Below are 616 nucleotides of genomic sequence, written 5' to 3' on the forward strand. Positions count from 1 at the left end.
AACTTTTCTAGCCCGGTATTAACAATAATATGTTCTCTATGCTCCCACTCAGAAATAGGGATTAAGTCATCTTCTAGGCGCTTATTCTTTGCACTCTCATTGATGAAAATATGATTGCTATCAAGCATTCGTGAAACTTTTTGGTACAAGTAATATTCAAATCGCCGCGGATTAGCACTGCCTGCTTCTACGATGTGCCCCTTATCTTGCTTAAGAATAAGCCTCTGATCTGCTGTGCAAATGTGTTTTTCTTTTTGGAGTTCTGACTTTGCCGCCTGCAACTGAGAGGCAAGCAATGATTGCCCAGGCTCACATTCAATATCAATAGCAAGAAAAAGAGGTCTTATCGTCTTCACTACTTTTCTGTACTGGGTGTCGATGTACTCCCATTCATACTGACGCTTGTCGAAGTTTTTTTGATGTAGGTGCTGACTGATAAGCTGTAGCTCATCTTTAGACATGATGTCGAAGGCATTTTGCCGTACATCACCAAAATTGACTTGATCACTCACTGAGTCATCCACGAAAAGCTTCAATATGCTGCCTGCATGGGTTAGCTTGTCCCTAACCACTTCTAATTCATCGGCTATTTGCTGCTTCGCTGCCGCTGAGGCGG

1 pseudogene is annotated in these 616 nt (G+C 42.5%); it reads right to left on the reverse strand.

Annotated elements, in window-relative coordinates:
- Nucleotides 1-616: pseudogene (locus OU793_RS24840) on the reverse strand (Tn3 family transposase); the annotation flags it as partial.

The organism is Vibrio sp. VP6 (assembly GCF_028823755.1).
Classification (GTDB): domain Bacteria; phylum Pseudomonadota; class Gammaproteobacteria; order Enterobacterales; family Vibrionaceae; genus Vibrio; species Vibrio parahaemolyticus.